Here is a 4232-nt window from a genome sequence, read left to right as displayed (position 1 = left end):
CGTCCTGCCTTCCTACGCGCCTTGTAGCGCCTCACAGCGTCATAGCCGTAGCAGGCCAGAACGAATAGCAGCAGCCAAATGAGGCCCGCTGCTAGTTGAATGCTGATCAGAGTGCTCATTGAGTGCTCCTACGCAGGTTAGAACGCATAGCAGAAGCCAGATAAGTCCCGCTGCTCGCACCACACGCTTCCATGAAACGCTGTCTATCGAAGGCCGGGTTGCTAGTGGCACACACGTCTGCCATTGCATCGACGCAGCTGAGCCAGATGTGGTATTCACCCTCACCACGCACGCCCTGCCCGATCATGTTGAGCTCTTTGGCGATCCTGTTGAAATGCTTTCTGGTCATGTGTTGTCCTCATCTGGCATATCATCCGCGACTGGAGAGATGTAGAGACCTACGCGCTTACCTTGGCGGTATAGGTCAAAAACAACTTTCTGAGTCCAACAAGGGTTGCGTTCACGCGTGATTGACTCTTTTTCCATTGCCACTTGTAGGGCATGGTCCATGTCCCTCGCGCGTATCTGGTTACTGGCTATGCGGTAGGGCGATTCCTCGTCAATGCGAGTGCTGTTGCGGGCTGTCACAATGTAGTAGAATCGCCTAGTCATTGGCATCCCCCATGATACGCATAACGGCCTTAGCGGCCCTTGCCCGGGCAGCGAAAGACAGGGCGTTGATTGTCCGCCGTGTATGCAGTTGCTCTGATATTTCCTGCCCAACCGGCTCATTGCGCTGGGCGACCTTCAGGTCATCATCGTTTGAAAACATAGTCTATTCCATTTCACAAAGAAGCCAGCATATCGCCACTGCGGCGCATACTGTGATATAGGGGCCAAACATGGCGAAGAATTCGTGCAGCATAGGGGTCACTCGCTCCCATAGTCCCTGAGAGGCGCTGAGAGGGGCACTGCAGACGCATCTTGGTGTTTTGCTAGGCCACCCCAGTCAGAAGGCGTAGACGGCGCTGTACGGGGCCTTAGAGCCGCTCCTAGCTGTGCCCGGGCCATTTTCAATACGGCGTCCATCTGCAGCAGGGTTTCCTCAAGCTCAGCGACGCGGGCTTCAAGTAGTTGCTGTTTCATCAGTGCCCCCCGTCCAAAGACCAGATAACGACGAGCAACATGATCACGCAGAACCAGATCAGGGGGAACAACGCGATAATCCACCCGAGGGTGGTCAGGCCCGCCGAAAAACAAAGGGAGAATACAGCGATCCATATTAGAATTGAAAGCATGGGGGTTTCCTTTCTATGCTTAGGGGTTTGGTTAGGTGGTTATATGAATGCCCAGCCATATCAGACTGGACATGCTATAATCACCGAGAGATTTCGATGCGGTAGCCCCAGTAGTAATTCTCAAGCCGGGGGCGCACTTGCATCACGTAACATGTCCATACTAAAAAGGCTACGACGCCTACGAAGTACCAGAAGCCAATCAGAGCAATCAGCAGGGCGATGATGCCAATGGCCGCGATGAGGTGGTACAGAAGGCTGAGTAACATGCGTTTCTGACGGGGCTGCAGGTTTTTGAATTTAGTATACATGGATATTCTCCGGTTTGATAAGGTGTCCATATGAATGCCCAGTCTGATAAAACTGGACACGCTATGATCACTTTTGGTCTGTGGTGATGTCGATGCCGAGGTCACCGGCCATTTTATTGACGGCCTGCACCTGCGCCTTAGTCACCTTGTCGCCTTCCTTGCGGTCGGCGTTGAGCTTCTTCGCCAAGGCGGCGATGAGCTTAGCCGCATCCACGGGCTGGTACTTTGGCTCTGGCTTGAATTCCGTCCATGACTTAGCGGTAGCGCCTTCGAGATCGAAGTTGCCTTCCTTGTCGTGAACGAAAACCTGATTTTCTTCGTCGAATGTCACTTTACCGTGGCATGTGATGAAGTCACGCAGGGCATTCACGCGGCTACCTTTGGGCATGGCCGCAACCAGCTTGTTGACGATTGTGACATCCCCATGCTTGGCGTGATGTGCCATTGCCGAAACAGCCGCGACCCAGATGTCCCGCTCCAAGCGGGCACCCCGTGTGGCAATCGACGAGATTGCGGTTTCGATGTGGGTGATGTTAGTCAGAAGTTTCATTGCTTGTCCTTTCGCTAAACAGAACGCCCGGCATGGACGCTCAGCAAGGCGAAAGGCTCTCGCGGTAGGTTGTTTTCGCTTACCCTGTGCCCCTGTATTGATCCACCCCTGAAGGCTTCACACCGCCACCCTATAAAGAGCTTTAGCATACTGACACAGGCCACTACTTGACCTACCCCTGCGCTTGACCCTGAAGTCTCCACAAGCCATGACCCCTGCCGTACCTGTCGGCAATGCCATGTCGCGCTCTCGCGCCCCTAGCTGCAATCCGGCTGCACCCGCAGGCTGCCTGTCTTGCCATCGGTGCTCTGGTCTAGTCTGTTGCTGTCTAGCGGTTGACTGTATGACCGTCTGCGTCCGATGAGTTGAATTTAGGGGAAGCATTCAGGGACTACAAGCATTTTCTTAGGGTGATCTGCATTTTTCTTATAAGTATATGATATTACTGAATTCTTTTCTGGTAGTCGAAATAAGATAGGCACCCCCGGCCTATGATACTCATATATATACTCTATAGATGTATATACTTATTATATACTAAGTATATAGTATTATAGATATACTATTATATACCCTTATATGTATATACTTATTATATATCTATTATATATACCCCTATATATTATTATATATATACTCTTATATTATCTATTATGTATATACTTATTATATATATATATATATATTATATCTATCTATCTTCTCGGCATATATATTCATCTTCTCTCTATAGGGGAGGAGTGTTCTAAGGTATTGATATACAACAAGATTTATAAGGGGGGATACACTAGAGTAAGTATACTACATGTATATACAATGAGTATACGAAGAGTATACTAGAGATATAAGCATGATGTAGGTAAGAGAGAAAAGAGATAGAGAGACACACCTTTACACGATGTCAACTCTCTTCATATATACAAAGCAATATATGATGTTCTCATTCACCAGAGACCCCCATGGGGGAAACGCGGGTGTGCTATGATGTAGATACCCCCTCGAAATTCTGCGCCATTTTCACTTCCGAGGTGCTCTGCACCGAGCTTCCTGATCCTTCTGAGCAATGCTAAGCCTGTCCCTGAGCCCCTATACCCCCTGAGAGCCACGGAGAGCCTCCCTGAGAGCCATCAGTGCGTTTTATGACCCGACATAGCTCAGAGCCCCTGAGAGCCCTCAGAGGCCGTGTGAGGGCTTCTGAGCGCTTCTGAGGGATTCTGAGAGCTTCTGGGGGCTATTCCTCGTCCTCATCAGGTACAGGAATCGCCTCTAGCTGCATAACAGCCAGAACTGCTTGGGGATCAACGCCCGCAACAGCTGTGATCTTCAATGGGTCCACCGGGCCGATGCAGTTCTCGACATCAAAGAACTCAAAGACGTACTGCGCCTCGGCCACATAGTCCAAATCGCAGTCCTCTGGGACTCGGCCTGCCTCCTGCATCACTGAGATGATGTCTGGATTCATGACACCGGCGATCTGCTCTGCTGTCCAGAGCCCAGAAGAGACGGCATAGCCCATCCCAAGAGGGTCCGTGTAGCGCACCTCCGTGTACACATCGTTCGGCCCAGAGGCCTTGCCCATCAGATACTGCACATGGTTAGCAGGGGTCATCAGGGCCGCTGGTACAGCCACTGTGATACGTTGTAGTTCCATTATGTGATACCTCCTTTGGCCATCAGATACCCTTCGATATTAGCGAGGTCTCCAGCGCTAGCGACGCCCTCAACGATACCGAACTCGTATACGTCGATGTTCCCTTGCGAACTGTCGCCACACAAAACGAAGTCATCATCAATGTAGCCAAACCCCACGGGGGTGGACGGTCTTGTCACTGAAAGGGCGCTTCCATTAACACGGAACGCCATTTGGTCGGTAGCCCACTCGTGTGTAACAACTAGGCACGATACCTGATCTAACCATCCTCCCGGCAGAGCGCTGTTCGGTACGTTTGTATTCTGGCCGGGAACAACTTGACGCAGGATGTTGTTGGCGTCTCTGGGTAGCTCCATGCGAGTGTTCCCCCACGTATACAAACGCCCCCGCGTCGAAGCCTCTCGCGGAGTAATCAACGCAAAAAGCGTGAATCCATCCGCAGTCGAAAAGTCCACAGAGTCCTCTGAGTCCAAGCGATCGTCTAC

General features: G+C 51.1%; 5 protein-coding genes. All 5 read right to left on the bottom strand.

Going from position 1 to position 4232, the window contains the following annotated elements; translation table 11 throughout:
• Positions 1-345: 345 nt before the first annotated feature.
• The 5 genes from HRU21_11760 to HRU21_11740 all read right to left on the bottom strand — a co-directional run bounded on the left by HRU21_11760 (position 346) and on the right by HRU21_11740 (position 3747).
• Positions 346-510, bottom strand: a complete 165-nt coding sequence (locus HRU21_11760; GenBank protein NRA42965.1) for a hypothetical protein — start codon at positions 508-510, stop codon at positions 346-348.
• Positions 511-604: 94 nt separating this feature from the next.
• A complete protein-coding gene (locus tag HRU21_11755) occupies positions 605-772 on the bottom strand; it encodes a hypothetical protein (protein ID NRA42964.1) in 168 nt (55 codons plus the stop codon).
• Positions 773-1318: 546 nt separating this feature from the next.
• Positions 1319-1576, bottom strand: a complete 258-nt coding sequence (locus tag HRU21_11750) for a hypothetical protein (protein ID NRA42963.1) — start codon at positions 1574-1576, stop codon at positions 1319-1321.
• A 37-nt stretch (positions 1577-1613) separates the two neighbouring features.
• On the bottom strand, positions 1614-2096 hold the full coding sequence (locus HRU21_11745; protein NRA42962.1) for a hypothetical protein: 483 nt from the start codon (positions 2094-2096) through the stop codon (positions 1614-1616).
• Between the two features lie 1231 nt (positions 2097-3327).
• Positions 3328-3747: a hypothetical protein gene (locus HRU21_11740; protein ID NRA42961.1), complete on the bottom strand. Its 420-nt coding sequence runs from the start codon at positions 3745-3747 to the stop codon at positions 3328-3330.
• Positions 3748-4232 lie beyond the last annotated feature (485 nt).

This window comes from Pseudomonadales bacterium, assembly GCA_013215025.1.
GTDB lineage: Bacteria > Pseudomonadota > Gammaproteobacteria > Pseudomonadales > DT-91 > DT-91.
Note: the sequence above shows the minus strand (reverse complement) of the source record. Positions and strands in the feature narration are given on the sequence as shown.